20 protein-coding genes are annotated in these 18,499 nt (G+C 54.0%); 16 read left to right on the top strand and 4 right to left on the bottom strand.

All coding sequences use genetic code 11. From position 1 onward, the window contains the following. The first annotated feature begins 187 nt into the window (after positions 1 to 187). The 15 genes from leuS (at position 188) to lipA (ending at position 15,585) form a co-directional block, all read left to right on the top strand. Positions 188 to 2,770, top strand: coding sequence for a leucine--tRNA ligase (gene leuS / locus GJ746_RS07670; RefSeq protein ID WP_154679662.1), 2,583 nt, complete (start codon positions 188 to 190; stop codon positions 2,768 to 2,770). A 14-nt stretch (positions 2,771 to 2,784) separates the two neighbouring features. Further along, entirely contained in the window at positions 2,785 to 3,375 is a 591-nt protein-coding gene (gene lptE, locus GJ746_RS07665) for an LPS assembly lipoprotein LptE (RefSeq protein ID WP_154679661.1), read from the top strand. After that, positions 3,375 to 4,406 (top strand): DNA polymerase III subunit delta, encoded by a 1,032-nt coding sequence (gene holA / locus GJ746_RS07660; protein WP_154679660.1) that lies wholly within the window; start codon positions 3,375 to 3,377, stop codon positions 4,404 to 4,406. The genes lptE and holA overlap by 1 nt, the downstream gene beginning before the upstream one ends. Continuing rightward, positions 4,399 to 5,049, top strand: a complete 651-nt coding sequence (gene nadD / locus GJ746_RS07655) for a nicotinate-nucleotide adenylyltransferase (RefSeq protein ID WP_195908811.1) — start codon at positions 4,399 to 4,401, stop codon at positions 5,047 to 5,049. Before holA ends, nadD begins: the two co-directional genes overlap by 8 nt. Positions 5,050 to 5,091: 42 nt before the next feature. Then, positions 5,092 to 5,721 (top strand): adenosylcobalamin/alpha-ribazole phosphatase, encoded by a 630-nt coding sequence (locus tag GJ746_RS07650; RefSeq protein WP_154679658.1) that lies wholly within the window; start codon positions 5,092 to 5,094, stop codon positions 5,719 to 5,721. Between the two features lie 221 nt (positions 5,722 to 5,942). Further along, positions 5,943 to 6,260 carry a ribosome silencing factor gene (gene rsfS, locus GJ746_RS07645; protein WP_004100162.1) on the top strand — a complete coding sequence of 106 codons (318 nt, stop codon included), beginning with the start codon at positions 5,943 to 5,945 and terminating at the stop codon, positions 6,258 to 6,260. Positions 6,261 to 6,263: 3 nt separating this feature from the next. Next, a complete protein-coding gene (gene rlmH / locus GJ746_RS07640; protein WP_004100160.1) occupies positions 6,264 to 6,731 on the top strand; it encodes a 23S rRNA (pseudouridine(1915)-N(3))-methyltransferase RlmH in 468 nt (155 codons plus the stop codon). A 27-nt stretch (positions 6,732 to 6,758) separates the two neighbouring features. Further along, positions 6,759 to 8,660 carry a peptidoglycan DD-transpeptidase MrdA gene (gene mrdA, locus GJ746_RS07635; RefSeq protein ID WP_154679657.1) on the top strand — a complete coding sequence of 634 codons (1,902 nt, stop codon included), beginning with the start codon at positions 6,759 to 6,761 and terminating at the stop codon, positions 8,658 to 8,660. Continuing rightward, on the top strand, positions 8,660 to 9,772 hold the full coding sequence (gene mrdB / locus GJ746_RS07630; protein WP_154679656.1) for a peptidoglycan glycosyltransferase MrdB: 1,113 nt from the start codon (positions 8,660 to 8,662) through the stop codon (positions 9,770 to 9,772). Before mrdA ends, mrdB begins: the two co-directional genes overlap by 1 nt. Before the next feature lie 10 nt (positions 9,773 to 9,782). Then, on the top strand, positions 9,783 to 10,883 hold the full coding sequence (gene rlpA, locus GJ746_RS07625) for an endolytic peptidoglycan transglycosylase RlpA (RefSeq protein WP_154679655.1): 1,101 nt from the start codon (positions 9,783 to 9,785) through the stop codon (positions 10,881 to 10,883). A 143-nt stretch (positions 10,884 to 11,026) separates the two neighbouring features. Then, positions 11,027 to 12,226: a D-alanyl-D-alanine carboxypeptidase DacA gene (dacA, locus tag GJ746_RS07620; RefSeq protein WP_154679654.1), complete on the top strand. Its 1,200-nt coding sequence runs from the start codon at positions 11,027 to 11,029 to the stop codon at positions 12,224 to 12,226. Positions 12,227 to 12,332: 106 nt separating this feature from the next. Next, a complete protein-coding gene (ybeD, locus tag GJ746_RS07615; protein WP_004100153.1) occupies positions 12,333 to 12,596 on the top strand; it encodes a DUF493 family protein YbeD in 264 nt (87 codons plus the stop codon). Positions 12,597 to 12,695: 99 nt separating this feature from the next. Then, positions 12,696 to 13,340 carry a lipoyl(octanoyl) transferase LipB gene (gene lipB / locus GJ746_RS07610; RefSeq protein ID WP_154679653.1) on the top strand — a complete coding sequence of 215 codons (645 nt, stop codon included), beginning with the start codon at positions 12,696 to 12,698 and terminating at the stop codon, positions 13,338 to 13,340. 139 nt (positions 13,341 to 13,479) lie between these two features. Then, positions 13,480 to 14,439, top strand: coding sequence for a YbeF family transcriptional regulator (locus GJ746_RS07605; protein WP_154679652.1), 960 nt, complete (start codon positions 13,480 to 13,482; stop codon positions 14,437 to 14,439). Positions 14,440 to 14,619: 180 nt separating this feature from the next. After that, entirely contained in the window at positions 14,620 to 15,585 is a 966-nt protein-coding gene (lipA, locus tag GJ746_RS07600) for a lipoyl synthase (protein ID WP_154679651.1), read from the top strand. Positions 15,586 to 15,807: 222 nt separating this feature from the next. Here the strand turns inward: lipA and tatE are convergent, their stop codons facing one another. Together tatE and GJ746_RS07590 are read right to left on the bottom strand one after the other, a co-directional pair. Then, positions 15,808 to 16,011 carry a twin-arginine translocase subunit TatE gene (gene tatE / locus GJ746_RS07595; protein WP_154679650.1) on the bottom strand — a complete coding sequence of 68 codons (204 nt, stop codon included), beginning with the start codon at positions 16,009 to 16,011 and terminating at the stop codon, positions 15,808 to 15,810. Positions 16,012 to 16,138: 127 nt separating this feature from the next. Then, positions 16,139 to 16,927 carry a deaminated glutathione amidase gene (locus GJ746_RS07590; RefSeq protein ID WP_154679649.1) on the bottom strand — a complete coding sequence of 263 codons (789 nt, stop codon included), beginning with the start codon at positions 16,925 to 16,927 and terminating at the stop codon, positions 16,139 to 16,141. 91 nt (positions 16,928 to 17,018) lie between these two features. Here GJ746_RS07590 and crcB point away from each other — a divergent pair, with 91 nt between their 5' ends. Then, positions 17,019 to 17,402, top strand: a complete 384-nt coding sequence (crcB, locus tag GJ746_RS07585) for a fluoride efflux transporter CrcB (protein ID WP_154679648.1) — start codon at positions 17,019 to 17,021, stop codon at positions 17,400 to 17,402. A gap of 57 nt (positions 17,403 to 17,459) precedes the next feature. Here the strand turns inward: crcB and cspE are convergent, their stop codons facing one another. Then, positions 17,460 to 17,669, bottom strand: a complete 210-nt coding sequence (gene cspE, locus GJ746_RS07580) for a transcription antiterminator/RNA stability regulator CspE (protein WP_004100146.1) — start codon at positions 17,667 to 17,669, stop codon at positions 17,460 to 17,462. Positions 17,670 to 17,864: 195 nt separating this feature from the next. Continuing rightward, on the bottom strand, positions 17,865 to 18,440 hold the full coding sequence (gene pagP / locus GJ746_RS07575; protein ID WP_195908810.1) for a lipid IV(A) palmitoyltransferase PagP: 576 nt from the start codon (positions 18,438 to 18,440) through the stop codon (positions 17,865 to 17,867). Positions 18,441 to 18,499: the final 59 nt, after the last annotated feature.

The raw sequence follows: 18,499 nt of genomic DNA, 5'->3' as shown, positions 1-18,499 counted from the left end.
ACGTTATCTGCATGCAGCTCTGCCTGCCGCTCCACAGAGTCGCGAAATATTCTCCTTCGCTTTCGTCCACGGAAGTGTGTGAAAGGCTGTTTTGACGTCAGCGTTTGGGCTATGCTATGTCGTTCTGAAATAACACATCCATTGGCTACACTTTGTAGCTGTATTGAACACAGGACTACTGGCTGCCATGCAAGAGCAATATCGCCCTGAAGAGATAGAATCAAAAGTCCAGCAACACTGGGACGAGAAGCGTACCTTTGAAGTTACTGAAGACGAGAGTAAAGAGAAGTATTACTGCCTGTCGATGCTTCCCTATCCTTCTGGTCGACTACATATGGGCCACGTGCGCAACTATACCATTGGCGACGTGATTTCCCGTTACCAGCGTATGTTGGGCAAGAATGTCCTGCAGCCTATCGGCTGGGATGCATTTGGTCTGCCTGCAGAAGGTGCGGCGGTAAAAAACAACACCGCTCCAGCCCCGTGGACTTACGACAACATCGCCTACATGAAAAACCAGCTGAAAAAGCTGGGCTTCGGCTATGACTGGAACCGTGAAGTGACAACCTGTACCCCGGAATACTACCGCTGGGAGCAGAAGTTCTTCACCGAACTGTATAAAAAAGGCCTGGTCTATAAAAAAACCTCCGCGGTGAACTGGTGCCCGAATGACCAGACCGTCCTGGCCAACGAGCAGGTTATCGACGGCTGCTGCTGGCGCTGCGACACAAAAGTTGAGCGTAAAGAGATCCCGCAGTGGTTTATCAAAATCACCGCCTACGCGGATGAACTGCTGAAAGATCTGGATAATCTGGATCAGTGGCCTGATACCGTTAAAACGATGCAGCGCAACTGGATCGGTCGTTCTGAAGGCGTAGAGATCTCTTTTGATGTCAACGAATATGCCAACAAGCTGACCGTTTACACGACCCGCCCGGATACCTTTATGGGCTGCACCTACCTGGCCGTCGCAGCGGGTCACCCGCTGGCGCAGCAGGCTGCCGCCAATAACCCTGCGCTGGCGACGTTTATCGACGAATGTCGTAATACCAAAGTTGCCGAAGCTGATATGGCAACCATGGAGAAAAAAGGCGTCGATACCGGCTATAAAGCCATTCATCCGCTGACCGGCGAAGCCATTCCGGTATGGGCAGCAAACTTTGTGCTGATGGAATACGGTACCGGCGCGGTGATGGCCGTTCCGGGTCACGATCAGCGTGACTACGAATTTGCCAGCAAATACGGCCTGGAGATCAAGCCGGTGATTCTGGCGGCAGATGGTACCGAACCAGATCTTTCTCAACAGGCTCTGACCGAAAAAGGCGTGCTGTTTAACTCAGGCGAGTTCGATGGTCTGGATCACGAAGCGGGCTTTAATGCCATCGCTGATAAGCTCGCGTCTCTTGGCGTTGGCGAGCGTAAAGTGAACTATCGTCTGCGCGACTGGGGGGTTTCCCGCCAGCGCTACTGGGGCGCGCCAATTCCAATGGTCACCCTGGAAGACGGCACCGTGATGCCTACCCCGGAAGATCAGCTGCCGGTTATTCTGCCGGAAGATGTCGTGATGGACGGTATCACCAGCCCGATCAAGGCCGATCCTGAGTGGGCGAAAACCACCGTTAACGGCAAGCCGGCGCTGCGCGAAACCGATACTTTTGACACCTTTATGGAATCCTCCTGGTACTACGCGCGCTACACCTGCCCGCAGTACGACCAGGGCATGCTGGACCCGAAAGCGGCAAACTACTGGCTGCCGGTCGACATTTATATCGGCGGAATCGAACACGCCATTATGCACCTGCTCTATTTCCGCTTCTTCCACAAGCTGATGCGCGACGCGGGCATGGTTAACTCTGACGAGCCGGCTAAACAGCTGCTGTGTCAGGGGATGGTGCTGGCAGACGCGTTCTACTATGTTGGAGCGAACGGCGAGCGTAACTGGGTTTCTCCGGTTGATGCGATCGTTGAGCGCGACGAGAAAGGCCGGATCGTGAAAGCGAAAGATGCTGAAGGCCATGAACTGGTCTATACCGGCATGAGCAAGATGTCGAAGTCGAAAAACAACGGCATCGATCCGCAGGTGATGGTTGAACGTTACGGCGCAGATACCGTACGTCTGTTTATGATGTTTGCTTCCCCGGCAGATATGACGCTTGAGTGGCAGGAATCCGGCGTGGAAGGTGCAAACCGCTTCCTGAAACGCGTCTGGAAACTGGTATATGAGCATACCACCCAGGGTGAGGTTGCTGCGCTGGATGTTGCCAGCCTCAGCGAAGATCAAAAAGCGCTGCGTCGCGACGTGCACAAAACCATCGCGAAAGTCACCGATGATATCGGTCGTCGTCAGACCTTCAACACCGCGATTGCGGCGATTATGGAGCTGATGAACAAGCTGGCGAAAGCGCCGCAGGAAAACGAACAGGATCGCGCGCTGATGCGTGAAGCCCTGCTGGCGGTAGTTCGCATGCTCAACCCGTTCACCCCACACGCCAGTTTCACTCTGTGGAAAGAACTCGGTGGTCAAGGCGATATTGACAACACGCCGTGGCCGGTTGCCGACGAAAGCGCAATGGTTGAAGACACTACTCTGGTTGTGGTCCAGGTAAATGGTAAAGTTCGTGGTAAAATTACCGTTGCGGTGGATGCAACCGAAGAGCAGGTACGTGAGCGTGCGGGTCAAGAGCATCTGGTCGCGAAATATCTCGACGGAGTGACCGTGCGTAAAGTGATCTACGTCCCGGGTAAACTGCTCAATCTGGTCGTTGGCTAAGCGCGGGAGGAAGCGTGCGATATCTGGCAACATTGTTGTTATCTCTGGCGGTGTTAATCACCGCCGGTTGTGGCTGGCACCTGCGTAGCACTACGCAGGTTCCTACCGCAATGAAAACCATGGTCTTCCAGTCGGGCGATCCAAATGGTCCATTAAGTCGTGCCATCCGTAACCAGCTGCGTCTGAATGGGGTCGAGCTGCTCGATGCCAGTACGCTACGTAAGGATATCCCTTCCCTGCGTCTGGAATCATCGTCCATTCAGAAAGATACGGCATCCATTTTCCAGGATGGCCGTACTGCGGAATATCAGATGGTGATGACGGTGCATGCCAGCGTCCTGATTCCTGGTCATGATATCTACCCCATCACGACCAAAGTCTACCGTTCGTTCTTCGATAACCCGCAGGCGGCGTTAGCGAAAGATGCCGAACAGGACATGATCGTTCAGGAAATGTACGACAAGGCCGCCGAGCAGCTGATTCGTAAGTTGCCAAGCGTACACGTTGCGGATGTTGAAGCCACAAAGGAGGAAGAAAGGCCGGTCACTACGACCCCAGCGACTTCTACCTCCGGCAATCGCGTCTCCACTACGCTGGGTAGCTGATGATTCGGTTGTACCCGGAACAGCTCCGCGCGCAGCTCACTGAAGGGCTGCGCGCGGCCTATTTGCTGCTTGGCAACGATCCGCTACTCCTGCAGGAAAGCCAGGATGCCATCCGCGAAGCCGCTGCGGCTCAGGGCTTTATCGAACATCACACCGCCACCATTGATGCCAGTACCGACTGGTCTGCCCTTTTCTCGTTAAGTCAGGCTATGAGCCTGTTCTCCAGCCGTCAAACGCTGCTGCTAATCCTGCCGGACAACGGCCCTAATGCGGCCATTAACGAACAGCTCGCGACGCTGGTCGGAATGCTGCATGACGATTTACTGCTGATCGTTCGCGGTACTAAGCTGACAAAAGCGCAGGAGAACGCCGCGTGGATAACGGCTCTTACCAGCCGTGCCGTTCAGGTAAGCTGCCAGACCCCGGAATATGCCCAGCTGCCGCGCTGGCTCGCCGCACGCGCCAGGCAGCATAATCTGCAGCTTGATGACGCGGCCAGCCAGCTGCTGTGCTACTGCTATGAAGGCAATCTGCTGGCGCTGGCGCAGGCTCTGGAGCGCCTGTCGCTACTGTGGCCTGATGGCAAACTGACGCTGCCGCGCGTTGAGCAGGCTGTCAACGATGCCGCACACTTTACCCCATATCACTGGGTTGATGCGCTGCTGGCCGGCAAAAGCAAGCGCGTTCTGCACGTGCTGCAGCAGCTGCGTCTGGAAGGCTGTGAACCAGCTATCCTGCTGCGCACCCTGCAGCGTGAACTGCTGCTGCTGGTGAACCTTAAGCGACAGTCCACCCATACGCCGCTGCGTTCGCTCTTTGACAAGCATCGGGTGTGGCAAAACCGTCGCCAGCTGATTAGCAATGCTCTCGCTCGCCTTAGCGCCGATCAGCTACGCCAGGCCGTTACGCTGCTGACCCGTGCTGAACTCACCTTCAAGCAGGATTACGGCCAATCCGTCTGGCCCGAGCTGGAAAGTCTTTCTTTGTTGCTCTGCCACAAAGCGCTGGCAGACGTTTTTATTGATGGTTGATATGACTCAGTTACAGGCGATGTACGGCGGCACCTTCGATCCGGTGCATTACGGTCACCTTAAACCGGTGGAAATTCTGGCTAATCAAATCGGCCTTAATAAAGTCACTATCGTGCCTAACAATGTGCCGCCGCACCGCCCGCAGCCCGAAGCCACCAGCGATCAACGCCGGCATATGCTGGAGCTGGCTATCGCCGATAAGCCGCTGTTTATCCTCGACGATCGCGAGCTTAAGCGCGACTCGCCGTCATATTCAGCACAAACCCTGCGGGAGTGGCGCGAGGAACAAGGCCCGGACCGGCAGCTGGCGTTTATTATTGGCCAGGATTCACTGCTCACCTTTACCACGTGGCATGACTATAAAAGCATTCTTGATAACGTGCATTTGATCGTATGTCGACGCCCGGGTTATCCGCTGGCCATGGCGTGTGAGCAGGATCAGCTATGGCTGGACACGCACCTCACCCATGACGTCGAGCGACTGCATAGCAGTCCGGCTGGCGTGATTTACCTCGCCGAAACGCCGTGGTTTGATATCTCTGCAACCATTATTCGTCAGCGTCTTGAAGCAGGCGAGTCCTGCGCAGAAATGCTGCCGGAAACCGTTCTTGAGTATATCCATGAGCAGAAGCTCTACTGCTAGCCTGATAACAACGTCTCCCACGCTCCTTCTGAGAGGGTCATCATGAAGTTATGGTTAGTTCGTCATGGCGAAACCGCGGCCAACGTCGCGGGACTCTATAGTGGACACGCCCCCACGCCGTTAACGGAGCGTGGCATCAGGCAGGCACAAACCCTGGGAAAGCGGCTGCAGGCGGTCCCTTTTCAGCGCGTATTTTGCAGCGAACTTGAGCGCACCCAGCGCACGGCCAGCCTGCTGCTTGGCGAGCGTAATCTCCCTCTAGAGTCCCGCGCCGAACTCAATGAAATGTTTTTCGGCGACTGGGAAATGCGCCACCATCGCGATTTGCAGCATGAAGATGCCGAAAACTACGCCGCCTGGTGCGCCGACTGGCAGCACGCGGCACCCACCAACGGGGAAGGATTTCAGGCGTTTGCCGAGCGCGTCTCCGGCTTTACCACCACACTCTCTCAGTACCGGGAACTTAACCACCTGCTGATCGTCGGTCACCAGGGCGTTCTTAGTCTGTTAATTGCTCAGCTTCTGAACCTGCCGAATTCAGCTATGTGGCACTTCCCCATTGAACATGGCGCGTGGAGCGTTGTCGATCTACAGCCTGATTTCACTACCCTGCGCGTACTAAATAGCCAGGCCGTTTGGCTGGCGGAAGAAGAATTGCGCGCAGACCATTGACAGAGCAAAGCAGGCTGTTATTCTCCGCAGCCAGGCTGCGCCCGCCATTTGTACTTTGCAGAAATTGTTTTACAAAAATGGCGATGCAATCCTCGGCGATGGATGGGATGATAGCCGCCTTTATCGCCCGTTTATCGACATTTATCCCGACTTTGCCACCAGTTGGGGTATACTGCCAGGCTGTTTATTGTTATCACTCTTCACACACCCAGGGGGAACTCTTGCAGGGTAAAGCACTCCAGGATTTTGTTATCGACAAAATTGATGACCTGAAAGGTCAGGACATCGTTGCCATTGACGTTCATGGCAAATCCAGCATTACAGATTGCATGGTTATCTGCACAGGCACTTCGACGCGCCATGTTATGTCCATCGCTGACCACGTTGTGCAGGAATCTCGCGCCGCCGGCATGCTGCCGCTGGGCGTCGAAGGTGAAGCCGCCGCGGACTGGATTGTGGTGGATCTCGGCGACGTTATGGTTCACGTCATGCAGGAAGAGAGCCGTCGTCTGTACGAGCTGGAAAAACTCTGGAGTTAATGCGTGAAGCTGCACCTGGTGGCCGTTGGCACCAAAATGCCGGACTGGGTTCAGACCGGCTTTAGCGAGTATCTGCGCCGCTTTCCGAAAGACATGCCGTTCGAGCTGGTAGAAATCCCCGCAGGTAAACGCGGCAAAAATGCCGACATCAAGCGCATCCTTGAAAAAGAAGGAGAAATGATGCTGGCGGCCGCAGGTAAAAACCGTATCGTGACCCTGGACATCCCGGGGAAACCGTGGGATACGCCGCAGCTGGCGCGCGAGCTGGAACGCTGGAAACAGGATGGTCGCGACGTCAGCCTGCTTATCGGCGGTCCGGAAGGCCTTTCACCCGCTTGCAAAGCGGCAGCGGAACAAAGTTGGTCGCTCTCAACGCTCACGTTACCTCACCCGCTGGTTCGCGTACTGGTGGCCGAGAGTCTGTATCGGGCGTGGAGCATTACCACCAACCACCCTTACCACCGTGAGTAATGATGACCAGGGTAGACTAAGCAGCGAATGAAATTACAGAATTCTTTCCGCGACTATACGGCTGAATCCTCGCTGTTCGTGCGCCGGGCGCTGGTCGCTTTTTTGGGGATTTTGCTGCTTACCGGCGTACTGATCGCCAACCTTTATAACGTGCAAATTGTGCGTTACACCGACTATCAAACGCGCTCAAACGAAAACCGCATCAAGCTGGTCCCTATCCCGCCGAGTCGCGGTATTATCTACGATCGCAACGGGACGCCGCTGGCGCTCAACCGCACAATCTACCAGCTGGAAATGATGCCGGAAAAGGTCGACAACGTTCAGCAAACGCTGGATGCCCTGCGCGATGTTATCGATCTAACCGATGACGACGTGGCGAACTTCAAAAAAGAGCGCGCCCGCTCGCATCGCTTTACCTCCATTCCGGTGAAAGTCAATCTTACCGAAGTGCAGGTCGCCCGTTTCGCAGTCAACCAGTACCGTTTTCCCGGCGTGGAAGTCAAAGGCTATAAACGCCGTTACTATCCTTATAACTCCGCTCTGACCCACGTTATCGGCTACGTCTCCAAAATTAACGATAAAGACGTCGATCGCCTGGATAAAGAGGGAAAGCTGGCTAACTACGCCTCCACGCACGATATCGGCAAACTGGGTATCGAGCGCTATTACGAAGATGTCCTGCACGGGCAAACCGGCTATGAAGAGGTTGAAGTCAACAACCGCGGCCGCGTGATTCGCCAGCTAAAAGAGGTCCCGCCTCAGGCCGGGCGCGATATCTATTTAACGCTCGACCTGAAGCTTCAGCAGTATATTGAAACCCTGCTCGCCGGTAGCCGCGCGGCAGTGGTTGTCACCGACCCGAGAACCGGCGCCATTCTCGCGCTGGTCTCAACGCCGAGCTACGATCCCAACCTGTTCGTTGACGGTATTTCCAGCAAAGACTACTCCGGGCTGCTTAACGATCCCAACACGCCGCTGGTCAACCGTGCGACCCAGGGGGTTTATCCACCCGCGTCAACGGTTAAGCCTTACGTGGCCGTCTCCGCGCTCAGCGCCGGGGTCATTACCCGTAACACCAGCCTGTTTGACCCCGGCTGGTGGCAGCTTCCCGGCTCGGATAAGCGCTATCGCGACTGGAAAAAGTGGGGCCACGGTCATCTGAACGTCACTAAAGCGCTGGAAGAGTCTGCCGATACCTATTTCTACCAGGTTGCCTACGATATGGGTATCGATCGTCTGTCGGAGTGGATGAGCAAATTCGGCTATGGCCACTATACCGGCGTTGACCTTGCCGAAGAGCGCTCCGGCAACATGCCGACCCGCGAATGGAAGCTCAAGCGCTTTAAGAAACCCTGGTACCAGGGCGATACAATTCCGGTCGGCATCGGGCAGGGTTACTGGACCGCAACCCCTATCCAGATGAACAAGGCGCTGATGATCCTGATTAATGACGGCGTGGTTAAAGTGCCGCATCTGCTGCAAAGCACGGTGGAAGACGGTAAACCGGTGCCCTGGGTTCAACCGCACGAACCGCCGGTTGGCGATATTCACTCCGGTTTTTGGGAAATCGCCAAAGACGGGATGTACGGCGTCGCCAACCGCGGCAACGGTACCGCGCATAAATACTTCGCCAGCGCGCCTTACAAAATCGCGGCCAAATCGGGTACCGCTCAGGTTTTCGGCCTGAAAGCTAATGAAACCTACAACGCGCACAGAATCGCTGAACGCCTGCGTGACCACAAACTGATGACGGCGTTTGCCCCTTACAACAACCCCCAGGTTGCCGTTGCCATTATTCTTGAGAACGGCGGCGCTGGCCCGGCTGTCGGTACCATCATGCGTCAGATTCTCGATCATATAATGCTGGGCGACAACAACACCAACCTGCCGAGCGAAAACCCGGCGGTCACGGCCGGGGAGGATCAATAATGACTGATAATCCGAACAAAAAATCGCTATGGGATAAAATCCACCTCGACCCTACCATGCTCCTTATCCTGCTGGCGCTGCTGACCTACAGCGCGCTGGTTATCTGGAGCGCCAGCGGTCAGGACATGGGCATGATGGAGCGTAAAATCGGCCAAATCGCCATGGGCATTGTTATCATGATCGTCATGGCGCAAATTCCACCGCGGGTCTATGAAGGCTGGGCGCCCTATCTCTACATATTTTGTATCATCCTGCTGATTGCGGTTGATGCCTTCGGTGCCATTTCCAAAGGGGCGCAGCGCTGGCTGGATCTCGGTATCGTCCGCTTCCAGCCGTCGGAAATAGCCAAAATCGCCGTTCCGCTGATGGTCGCGCGCTTTATTAACCGCGATGTCTGTCCGCCATCGCTGAAAAACACCGCCATTGCGCTGGTGCTGATTTTTCTGCCCACGCTGCTGGTTGCCGCGCAGCCCGACCTCGGGACCTCGATTCTGGTCGCCCTGTCCGGCCTGTTCGTCCTGTTTCTCTCCGGCCTGAGCTGGCGTCTGATTGGAATTGCCGTGGTGCTGGTCGCCGCTTTTATTCCTGTCCTGTGGTTCTTCCTGATGCATGATTATCAGCGCCAGCGCGTAATGATGCTGCTCGACCCGGAAACCGATCCGCTCGGCGCGGGTTACCATATTATTCAGTCAAAAATCGCCATTGGCTCTGGCGGCCTGCGCGGCAAAGGCTGGCTGCACGGAACCCAGTCGCAGCTTGAGTTTCTGCCTGAACGCCACACTGACTTTATCTTTGCCGTCCTGGCGGAAGAGCTGGGGCTTATCGGCGTCCTGATCCTGCTGGCGCTCTATATTTTGCTGATCATGCGCGGGCTGTGGATTGCCGCCCAGGCGCAAACCACTTTTGGTCGCGTGATGGCCGGTGGTTTAATGTTGATTTTATTCGTTTATGTCTTCGTAAATATTGGTATGGTAAGTGGTATTTTACCAGTGGTGGGGGTACCTTTGCCGCTGGTCAGCTACGGGGGATCTGCCCTCATCGTATTGATGGCCGGGTTTGGTATCGTCATGTCGATCCATACTCACAGAAAAATGTTGTCGAAAAGCGTGTAAGGGGTTCGCGATGCGTAAGCAATGGCTGGGGATCTGCATAGCAGCAGGACTGCTGGCGGCATGTTCGGGTGAAGACGTTCAACAGAAAACGGTCAGCACTCCACAGCCGGCCGTTTGCAATGGCCCCACGGTAGAAATTAGCGGCGCCGATCCGCAGTATGAAACGCCCAACCCAACGGCGAATCAAGACTATGAGCGCGACGGCAAAAGCTACAAAATCGTCCAGGATCCGTCCAACTTTACCCAGGCTGGTTTCGCCGCCATCTACGATGCTGAACCTAACAGCAATCTGACCGCCTCGGGAGAAGCGTTTGATCCCACGCAGCTCACCGCAGCGCATCCTACGCTGCCGATCCCGAGCTATGCGCGGATCACTAACCTGGCAAACGGCCGCATGATCGTCGTGCGGATAAACGATCGCGGACCTTATGGTAACGATCGCGTGGTTTCTCTTTCGCGCGCGTCAGCCGATCGCCTGAATACGTCAAACAATACCAAGGTGCGAATCGACCCGATCGTCGTAGCGCCGGACGGTTCGCTTTCCGGGCCAGGCATGGCATGTACCACGGTGGCGAAACAGACCTACGCCCTGCCTGCGCGCCCGAACCTTGACGGTGACGGCAGCTCGGCGATGGGTCAGCCCGCTCCAATCGACGTGCACGCCATCAGCAACTCCACGCTGAAGCCGGAAGATAGCACCGGAGCGCCGGTCAACAGCGGCGGTTTCCTCGGCGCGCCGACGCCGCTGAATAGCGGCGTGCTGGAGGGCAGCGAGCCTGTCGTTCAAACCGCCCCGGTTACCGCGCCGGATTCCGTTCAGGGAAGCGCGGCGCCCGCCGTAGCGGCAACCGCTGCAGTTACTCCTGCCGCAGCGGCGAGCGCCAGCGGCGATTTCGTCGTACAGGTCGGTGCCGTCAGCGATCAATCGCGCGCGCAGCAGTATCAGCAGCGTCTGAGCCAGCAATTCTCCGTCCCGGGCCGCGTTATGCAAAACGGCGCAGTATGGCGTATCCAGCTCGGTCCATTCAGCAGCAAAGCTGAGGCGAGCACCGTTCAACAGCGTCTGCAAAGCGAAGCTCAGCTGCAATCATTTATCACTCGCGCCAACTAAAGGCATCGCTCCCGCGTCCCCGGTGCATCGCGCATGACAAAGTCGTTAACAAAGTCGTGCGCAATGTCGGATGCTGGTTCGTAGTGCATTTGTTATAGTAAGGCACTTTTTTTAACTCCATCACGGATGCCGTTGTTCAGACCATGAAGACCTCTTTTACCGCTCGCTTACTCATTACGGCGCTCTCCGTGGCAGCGCTGTCCTCCGCTGCCCGCGCTGATGACCTGAATATCAAAACGATGATCCCCGGCGCCCCGCAGATTGACGCCGAATCCTGGGTTCTTATTGATTACAACTCAGGCAAAGTACTGGCAGAAAATAACGCCGACGCCCGCCGCGATCCGGCGAGTCTGACCAAAATGATGACCAGCTACGTCATTGGTCAGGCAATGAAAGCCGGCAAATTTAAAGAGTCCGACCTGGTTACCGTGGGTAACGACGCGTGGGCAACCGGGAACCCAGTCTTTAAAGGCTCTTCGCTGATGTTCCTGAAGCCAGGCATGCAGGTACCCGTTTCCCAGCTGATCCGCGGTATCAACCTGCAGTCGGGTAACGATGCCTGCGTGGCGATGGCCGACTATGTCGCCGGCAGTCAGGATGCCTTTGTCAGCCTGATGAACAACTACGTTAATGCCCTGGGCCTGAAGAACACCCACTTCCAGACCGTTCACGGCCTGGATGCTGACGGTCAGTTCAGCTCTGCCCGCGACATGGCGCTTATCGGCCAGGCGCTGATCCGCGATGTCCCGAACGAATACACTATCTACAAAGAAAAAGAGTTTACCTTCAACGGCATCCGCCAGCTCAACCGCAATGGCCTGCTGTGGGATAACAGCCTGAACGTCGATGGCATTAAAACCGGCCATACGGATAAAGCAGGCTATAACCTCGTTGCTTCGGCAACCGAAGGCCAGATGCGTTTAATCTCCGCCGTGATGGGCGGCCGGACGTATAAGGGCCGTGAGTCTGAAAGCAAAAAGCTGCTGACCTGGGGATTCCGCTTCTTTGAAACCGTCAACCCGATTAAGGCCGGTAAAGAGTTCGCATCCGAACCTGCCTGGTTTGGTGATAGCGATCGCGCATCACTCGGCGTGGATAAAGACGTTTATCTGACAATCCCTCGCGGTCGGATGAAAGATTTGAAAGCCAGCTACGTTCTGAATAATGCCGAACTGCACGCCCCGCTGCAGAAAAATCAGGTGGTGGGGACCATTAACTTCCAGCTGGATGGCAAAACCATCGATCAGCGTCCGCTGGTGGTACTGCAGGAAATCCCGGAAGGCAATTTCTTCGGTAAAATCATTGATTACATTAAGTTAATGTTCCACCACTGGTTTGGTTAAAAATCGAACACTTGAAAGTGTGATTTACATCCCCATATACTAGTTATCCTGATAACTCCCACACGTCGTGGGAGTTATTATTTTTTGTTGTAACACCGGAGCTGACATGAAAACCAAACTTAACGAACTGCTTGAATTCCCTACTCCATTTACCTACAAAGTAATGGGTCAGGCGTTGCCGGAGCTGGTTGACCAGGTGGTTGAAGTGGTACAGCGCCATGCACCAGGTGATTACTCTCCGACGGTAAAACCCAGCAGCAAAGGCAACTACCACTCTGTCTCTATTACCATCAATGCCACCCATATTGAGCAGGTAGAAACCCTGTACGAAGAGCTGGGTAATATTGAAATCGTACGGATGGTGCTGTAAATCTCTTCCTCTGACCCGGTTCTACGCCGGGTCATTCTCTGTTTCTCGCTGTGATATACTCGCTGCCACAAGTTATTCTCTCTCTGCGGAGACGTTGTTTTGCAGCACAATAAAATTCTCATCCGCCAGCTCGGCCTGCAACCTTACGAACCTGTCTCGCAGGCAATGCATGAATTTACCGACACCCGCGACGACGCCACCCTGGATGAAATCTGGCTGGTTGAACATCATCCGGTGTTCACTCAGGGCCAGGCCGGAAAAGCCGAGCATGTTCTGGTTCCCGGCGAAATACCGGTTATCCAGAGCGATCGCGGCGGACAGGTCACCTATCATGGACCGGGGCAGCAGGTGATGTATGTTCTGCTGAACCTGAAACGCCGTAAGCTGGGCGTACGTGAGCTGGTCACTCTGCTGGAGCAAACCGTCGTTAATACCCTGGCGGAATATGCTATAGAATCGCACCCGCGCGCGGATGCGCCCGGCGTCTACGTGGGCGATCGGAAAATCTGCTCTCTGGGCTTACGTATCCGCCAAGGCTGCTCATTCCATGGCCTGGCGCTGAATATCAACATGGATCTGTCTCCTTTCCAGCGGATTAACCCATGCGGCTATGCCGGAATGGAGATGACGCAGATGCGTCAGTGGCAGCCCGATGCCCAGACGAATACCGTTTCGCCTCGGCTGGTAGCTAATCTGCTGGCCTTACTGAACAACCCACCGTTTGAGTATATACAATCGCGCTAGCGCCATGGCGTCCCGTTAGCGCGGGACGCCACCGGTATCGCTCGCGGTAAATTCAGCCTTAATATTTGCAATCTATTATCACTAATAAAAGAAATGCCGCCGCTATAATGGTGTTAATCATCACCAGCGGAAATACAGAGTGGACGAAAATAACTCTCAGGCAGAACCAACCGATCGGCTTGACGCTCAACACAATCGGCAGATGTTTCGCATTCTGCGCAATATAGACCTTAATTTACTCACTATTTTTGAAGCGGTTTACGTCCATAAAGGGATCGTCAACGCAGCCAAAGTACTTAATATCACCCCGTCGGCAATTAGTCAGTCAATCAACAAACTGCGTGCTCTCTTCCCCGACCCGCTTTTTATTCGCAAAGGCCAGGGCGTAACGCCAACAGCCTATGCCACCCATCTTCATACACATATTAGTCAGGGAATGGCGGCATTTCTCAACGCCCTGGATTTAACCGGAAATACGCATAGTGAGCGGGTGATTACTATTGCCACGCCTCCGGCTATTGGCGCCTTAATCATGCCGATTATCAACAAAAAACTGCGGACCGTTTTCCCCCAGGTTTTGTTGCACAATATTGCCATCGTCGACGCCGTCAGCCAGTTAAACCAGCGTCAGGTTGACCTTCTGATCGATAGTTTTCCCCACAGCGGGAGAACGATTACGCACCATGTGCTATTTCAGGACAGCGTGCATATTTTCTGTCGGGCAAACCATCCCGCCCTGGCGGTACCGGCGACCTCAGATAACCTTCGTCAATATGAATTCGCGCTGCTGCAGCCTGAGGGCCAACGTTATACGACTATCCTGCGTCGTCTGCAGGAGCATCTCGGCGAACGTCGCTGCGGGTTCAGCAGCTACAATTTGTTAACTCAAGCTGCGCTGGTCAGTGAGAGCGACATGCTGGGACTGATTACCTCGGGGATGTTTTCCCTGGTCGAGAAGATCTGGCCTTTAACATTGCTTGATTATTCCCCTCTACGGGAAGAAAAAATTGACATTACGCTGCACTATAACAAGCTCAGCGTACAGGACCCCTTATTGAAAGAGATTGTTGAAGCTATTCGTCAGGCTTTTAATCAATAAGGCACGGGAGGGAAAAGCAGAAACCAACAACTATTTTACAATTTGCCCGGCCATCAGGCTGCTTTATGCCCCGTATCAATGGTATACTGCCTGCGTTTAATTCAAAAATAGTTGATAAATGCAACATTTACTTGAATTGATTCGCTTTCCTTCGTCACTCGCAACTGGAACACGCACGCTATGAGTAAACCCATTGTGATGGAACGCGGTGTTAAATACCGCGACGCCGATAAAATGGCCCTTATCCCGGTGAAAAACGTGGCAACTGAGCGTGAAGCTCTGCTCAGAAAACCGGAATGGATGAAAATCAAACTTCCGGCTGACTCGTCCCGTATCCAGGGGATCAAGGCAGCGATGCGTAAGAACGGCCTGCACTCCGTGTGCGAAGAAGCCTCTTGCCCTAACCTCGCGGAATGTTTTAACCACGGAACGGCAACCTTTATGATCCTGGGCGCCATCTGTACCCGTCGTTGCCCATTTTGCGATGTTGCCCACGGCCGTCCGGTCGCGCCTGATGCCAATGAGCCGCAAAAGCTGGCGCAAACCATTGCTGATATGGCCCTGCGCTATGTCGTAGTGACTTCCGTGGATCGCGACGATCTGCGCGATGGCGGCGCTCAGCATTTTGCCGACTGCATCAGCGCAATCCGCGAAAAAAGCCCAACGATTAAAATTGAAACTCTGGTGCCGGACTTCCGCGGCCGTATGGATCGTGCGCTGGAGATTCTCCAGGCCACGCCGCCGGATGTATTTAACCATAATCTGGAAAACGTACCGCGCCTCTATCGCCAGGTTCGCCCAGGGGCAGACTACAACTGGTCTCTGAAGCTGCTGGAACGTTTTAAAGAAGCGCATCCCGAGCTCCCGACTAAATCAGGTCTGATGGTTGGTTTAGGCGAAACCAACGCGGAAATCATTGAAGTTATGCGCGATCTGCGCCGTCATGGTGTGACGATGCTGACGTTAGGCCAGTATTTGCAACCGAGCCGCCACCACCTGCCGGTACAGCGCTACGTTAGCCCTGACGAATTCGAAGAGATGAAAGCAGAAGCAATGGCAATGGGCTTTACCCACGCCGCCTGCGGGCCATTCGTTCGTTCGTCCTATCATGCTGACCTCCAGGCTAAAGGCATGGAAGTGAAGTAATCCCTGCTTCAACCGCGGCGTTATTTATAACGCTGCGGTCCCTTCACTCTTGTCATTCATCTGTTCAATTAAAAGCCCAACGCGGTAACAGTTGGTTGCATATTTTTCAGCAGAAAGCGTGCCGATTACAAAAAGAGGCCGCAGCGTTATCGCTGCAGCCTCTTTGCCGACGTGGTTCATCCATCGGTAGCGAGTCTCCTTTAGCAGGAAACCCGTCGCGAATTACTCTTTATGAGAGAGCTTCTGTGCCGGAGCCTCTTCAGCACTGGCCTTCTTCGCGCTATCGTCGTCATCGCTCATAGCTTTTTTAAAGCCTTTGATAGCCGAGCCCAGGTCTCCACCCAGCGTGCGTAACTTTTTGGTACCAAACACTAAGATAATTAGTGCTGCAACTACCAGCAGTTTGGTAATACTAATCTCACCCATAGCTAACCTTCTTCTCTCATACAAGCTGCGAATACGCCATTATACACGTATACAATTAACGGCTATTTGACGCGCGGACACAATAGCAATCTGTAACAAGGTGAATCAAGCCTTGTTTAAAAAAACGTCATAATAATTGCGGTGGCGCAAAGCGACGATTCTGCAGCACCGGCAGGCGCTCCCGGACCTGCTGAATATAATCAGCTGAAACCTCGGCAAAAATCAACTGCGGCAGCTCTCCCGCTCCGGCAAGCGTCGTCCCTAACGGATCGACAATACGGCTCAGACCAATATTACGCGTTCCACACTCGCCTGCTGCGACAATATAACAGGTTGTATCTAACGCGCGCGCTGCTAATAGCGTCGCCCAGTGATGCTCCTTCAGCGCTCCATTTACCCACGCGGTGGGCAACACGATGATTTGGGCGCCGCTGAGCGCTAACGAGAGCGCCAGCTCCGGGAAACGTAAATCGTAGCAGGTCATCAACCCAACGCGCATTCCATCCACCTCAATAAGCGGCGGAATTTGCCGCCCGGCATCAACCAGCCGGGACTCCTGCATACTGAAAGCATCATAAAGATGCAGCTTCTGGTATTGCGCAATAATCTTCCCCCCGCGTAAAGCCACCAGCGTATTCGTTGCCCTCCCCTCACCTGAAGGCACGTGCAGGGTTAACACCGTGGTCAACGAGTTACTTTCGCTTTCCGCAAGCAGAGGCTGTAGAAATCCGCCATCCAGGGGCTGGGCCGATTTAACCGATAAATCCGCATCGTTATCATCTCGCGCGAGTAATGCCTCTGGCAGCACCAGAAGCGTTGCTCCCCGCCCCGACGCCTGGCGCATCAGGCCAACGCAGGTCCGGGCATTAACCGTCCATTCCGGCGTTACGGCAAATTGTCCGGCGGCAACAAGCATCTTTTCTCTCCCGTCAGGTAATTCATAGCCAGCAAGGTATTTCGCGCGCTACACTCGAAGTTTAGTCTTAATCAATAAACAGGGAATGACCGTGTTGCAACTCCTTTTAGCTGTGTTTCTTGGCGGCGGCACCGGCAGCGTTTTGCGCTGGTGGCTGGGTATGAAGTTTAATCCTGTGCATCATGCTATTCCCATCGGCACTCTCACTGCTAACCTGTTAGGAGCATTTATTATTGGTGCCGGCCTCGCCTGGTTTAATCGCCTGACGGATGTCGATCCAATGTGGAAACTGCTTATCACCACCGGCTTTTGCGGCGGACTGACAACCTTCTCCACTTTTTCCGCCGAAGTAGTGTTTCTTCTGCAGCAGGGGCGCTTTAGCTGGGCCTTGCTGAATATCGTCGTCAACTTATTAGGCTCATTTGCCATGACGGCCGCCGCGTTCTGGCTGTTTTCTCATGCCGCCAGCCGCTAACTACAGGCAAAAAAAAACCCGCTATGAGCGGGTTTTTATATTCTACTGACGCGTTGCTTAGATAGGCATTACGTTTGCAGCAGAAGGGCCTTTGGCACCGTTAGTGATTTCGAACTCTACGCGCTGACCTTCAGCCAGAGTTTTGAAACCGTTGGACTGGATTGCAGAGAAATGTACGAATACATCTTTGCTGCCATCTTCCGGAGTAATGAAACCGAATCCTTTGGACTCATTAAACCACTTAACGTTACCTTTAATCTTAGACATCAAAATTACCTTTATATGAAAAAATCGACACTAATACTGTGTCAGGCATCAGTACACCAATTGTGATACCTTTTGTCCAGCGCAACTTTGCTAAAAAGTGATAAAAGTCTCTATCTTTTTCTGCAAGGTGTACTTTAGTCTTTGTTTTTCCACAAGACAGTCCGCTTATCTCTTTTATAGCTATGTAAAATCGCCTCAAAACTGAATGCGAGCCCATGCAAAGTAAACGTTACCGTTGTTATAGGTACCCGGGATATAGGTCATCTGGAAGGTTGCCGGACCGTAACCGATGGAAGCTAAAGGCAGCACGACAGGAAGCGGGATATAGTTCCAGTTATCACGCGCCGTTACGCCAAGAGTGTAGCCCAGGCCAATATGGAAATTATCATCCGCTAACGGGCGCCAGGTTTTCTCCCAGCCATAGCCGCCGATAGGCTCCCATTTATTAAACGAGTCCTTGAAAGCCATAAGATAAATGCCATGCCAGTTGCCTTTATCATCCCAGCGAGACACGCCGAAGCCGGCCCCCCACGGGCGCTCGTTGTACTTGTCAGTTTTCTCTTTGTCATAGGCGAAACGGGCATGCCAGGTCACTGCTGGGATATAAAGATCGTAGTGCTCAGGCTCGTTCCAGGTCTGTGCAACGTTATCACTCAGCGTATTGTAACCGTCGCGAAGCGTCGAACTAAACGATGCGCTAGCTGAAGTTGATGAGAGCAACAGGCCCAAATATCCAAGAAAAAACCATGTAGATCGACGTAGCGTTAACACTTTTCTATTACCAGTCTCATTTTTAAAGCGGAGTAAGATAGCAAATATAATCTTAATAT

The sequence above is a fragment of the Klebsiella oxytoca genome, from assembly GCF_009707385.1.
Lineage (GTDB): Bacteria > Pseudomonadota > Gammaproteobacteria > Enterobacterales > Enterobacteriaceae > Klebsiella > Klebsiella oxytoca_C.
The sequence above is the reverse complement of the archived record's forward strand: the minus strand, read 5'-3'. Positions and strand labels throughout refer to the sequence as shown.

Coding starts and splice junctions, on each gene's coding strand:
- rlpA (WP_154679655.1), top strand. CDS start 9,783: ATGCGTAAGCAATGGCTGGGGATCTGCATAGCAGCAGGACTGCTGGCG.
- tatE (WP_154679650.1), bottom strand. CDS start 16,011: ATGGGTGAGATTAGTATTACCAAACTGCTGGTAGTTGCAGCACTAATT.
- ybeD (WP_004100153.1), top strand. CDS start 12,333: ATGAAAACCAAACTTAACGAACTGCTTGAATTCCCTACTCCATTTACC.
- holA (WP_154679660.1), top strand. CDS start 3,375: ATGATTCGGTTGTACCCGGAACAGCTCCGCGCGCAGCTCACTGAAGGG.
- nadD (WP_195908811.1), top strand. CDS start 4,399: ATGGTTGATATGACTCAGTTACAGGCGATGTACGGCGGCACCTTCGAT.
- GJ746_RS07650 (WP_154679658.1), top strand. CDS start 5,092: ATGAAGTTATGGTTAGTTCGTCATGGCGAAACCGCGGCCAACGTCGCG.
- dacA (WP_154679654.1), top strand. CDS start 11,027: ATGAAGACCTCTTTTACCGCTCGCTTACTCATTACGGCGCTCTCCGTG.
- mrdA (WP_154679657.1), top strand. CDS start 6,759: ATGAAATTACAGAATTCTTTCCGCGACTATACGGCTGAATCCTCGCTG.
- mrdB (WP_154679656.1), top strand. CDS start 8,660: ATGACTGATAATCCGAACAAAAAATCGCTATGGGATAAAATCCACCTC.
- cspE (WP_004100146.1), bottom strand. CDS start 17,669: ATGTCTAAGATTAAAGGTAACGTTAAGTGGTTTAATGAGTCCAAAGGA.
- leuS (WP_154679662.1), top strand. CDS start 188: ATGCAAGAGCAATATCGCCCTGAAGAGATAGAATCAAAAGTCCAGCAA.
- GJ746_RS07590 (WP_154679649.1), bottom strand. CDS start 16,927: ATGCTTGTTGCCGCCGGACAATTTGCCGTAACGCCGGAATGGACGGTT.
- lipA (WP_154679651.1), top strand. CDS start 14,620: ATGAGTAAACCCATTGTGATGGAACGCGGTGTTAAATACCGCGACGCC.